This is a genomic window from Streptomyces sp. HSW2009, assembly GCF_040240285.1.
In the GTDB taxonomy this organism is placed as follows: domain Bacteria; phylum Actinomycetota; class Actinomycetes; order Streptomycetales; family Streptomycetaceae; genus Streptomyces.
Map to the genome: position 1 here is coordinate 1 of NZ_JBEHZD010000891.1, position 2,022 is coordinate 2,022.

General features: G+C 80.7%; 3 pseudogenes. 2 read left to right on the forward strand and 1 reads right to left on the reverse strand.

Annotated features, from left to right (window positions below):
* Positions 1-364: pseudogene (locus AAHZ94_RS33275) on the reverse strand (hypothetical protein); the annotation flags it as partial.
* Between AAHZ94_RS33275 and AAHZ94_RS36570 the strand changes: the two are divergent.
* Positions 363-920: pseudogene (locus AAHZ94_RS36570) on the forward strand (FAD-dependent oxidoreductase); the annotation flags it as partial. The pseudogenes AAHZ94_RS33275 and AAHZ94_RS36570 overlap by 2 nt on opposite strands.
* A 168-nt stretch (positions 921-1,088) precedes the next feature.
* Positions 1,089-1,685: pseudogene (locus AAHZ94_RS36575) on the forward strand (FAD-dependent oxidoreductase); the annotation flags it as partial.
* Positions 1,686-2,022 lie beyond the last annotated feature (337 nt).

Below are 2,022 nucleotides of genomic sequence, written 5' to 3' on the forward strand. Positions count from 1 at the left end.
CCCCCCCCCCCCCCCCCCCCCCGCCCCCCCCGGGCCCGCGGGGGGGCGGGGCGGGGCCCCCCCCCCCGGCCCGCCCGGCGGGGGGGGCCCCCGCCCCCCCCCCCGGCGCCGGGCCCGGGGCCACGGCGACCGTCGGACCGGCCGGAGCAGCCGGCCCGCTGTCCCCAACCGAACCGCTCCCCCGGACCGATCCGCTGTCCTCGGCCACCACACCCGGTACCCCGCCGACCACGGGCCAGGACAGGCAGGCCCCCGCCCCGTACCCCGCCGCCGCGCCCCGGCCGGCACCCACGACGGGCCCGCCGCCCACCACCACGGCAGCCCAGCCAGCCCGGGCATCGCAGCCGCCCGCGCGCAGCGACATCCGCAGCGACGTCCGTTGCGACGTGCTGGTGATCGGCGGGGGCATCATCGGGCTGGTCACCGCCTGGCGGGCGGCGCAGCGCGGGCTGCGGACCGTGCTGGTCGACCCGGCGCCGGGCAACGGGGCGGCGCAGGTCGCGGCCGGCATGCTGGCCGCGGTCACCGAGACGCACTTCGGCGAGGAGACGCTGCTGGGCCTGAACCTCGCGTCGGCCCGCCGCTACGCCGCCTTCGCCGCCGAACTCACCGAGGTCAGCGGCCGGTCCATCGGCTACCGCACCTGCGGCACCCTCGCCGTCGCGCTCGACAGCGACGACCGCGCCCAACTGCGCGACCTGCACGCGCTCCAGCAGCGGCTCGGCCTGGACGCGGAGTGGCTGACCGGGCGCGCCTGCCGCCGTATGGAGCCGCTGCTCGCGCCCGGGGTGCGTGGCGGGCTGTGGGTCGGCGGCGACCACCAGGTCGATCCGCGGCTGCTGGCCGCCGCCCTGCTACGGGCCGGCGAACGGGCCGGCGTCGACGTCCGGCGCAGTTGGGCCCAGCAGTTGACGGTGTCCACGGGGGACGGGAGCGCCGCGGGCCGCACGCGCACACCAGGGGGCGCCGACCCCGCCGGCCCGAGCGGCCTCGCCCACCCCCCGAGCCCCGCCGCATCCGACGGGGCACCCGCGCGCGATGCGCAGCCGTACGGCACGCACCCGGTGGGGGGTGTCCCGCTCGCCGACGGGGCCCGGGCGACCGGTGCCCTGCTCGCCGACGGCACCCGGGTCGCGGCCGGCCAGGTGGTGCTCGCGGGCGGCAGTCTCAGCGGCCGGCTGGCCGGGGTGCCGGGGCCCGTGGTGCCGCCGGTGCGGCCGGTGAAGGGCCAGTTGGTGCGGCTGCGGGTGCCGGCCGCGCTGGCCGCCGCCGGGCCGTTCCTGTCCCGTACGGTACGGGCCGTGGTCCGCGGCGGACACGTGTACCTGGTGCCCAGGGCGGACGGCGAACTGATCGTCGGCGCCACCACGGAGGAACTCGGCTGGGACACCTCCGTCACCGCCGGCGGGCTGTACGAGCTGCTGCGCGACGCACACGAGGTACTGCCGGGGGTCACCGAACTCGAACTGGTCGAGACGATGGCCGGGCTGCGCCCCGGTTCGCCCGACAACGCGCCGCTGCTCGGCCCGACCCTGCTGCCCGGCCTCGTCCTGGCCACCGGGCACCACCGCAACGGGGTGCTGCTCACGCCGATCACCGGCGACGTCATGGCCGACGTGCTGACCACCGGCGAACTGCCCGACTACGCCCGCCCGTTCACGCCGCTGCGCTGGACCGCGGCACCGGCCGGCGCCACCGGCACCGGCACCGGCACCACAGCCACTCACCCCCCAGCCACCCGCCCCGGGGCCGCGGGCGGCGACGTCACCGCCGGCGCCGGCACTCACCCGCCGGCCGGTCGGCCCGGTCGCACCGTGGCGGCCCCGGCCCCGGCCCCGGCGCCAGCGTCCGATGCCGGCACCGCGCGCCCCCCCCCCGCGGGCCCCCGGGCCCCCCCCCCCCCCGGGGCCCGGGGCACCGGGACCGCCCACCCCGCCCCACCACCCCGGGGGCGGGTAGGGCACGCCTCCCGCCCACACCTTCCCGGCGCCCGCGCACCCCGCGGGGCCGCGTGCACCACCG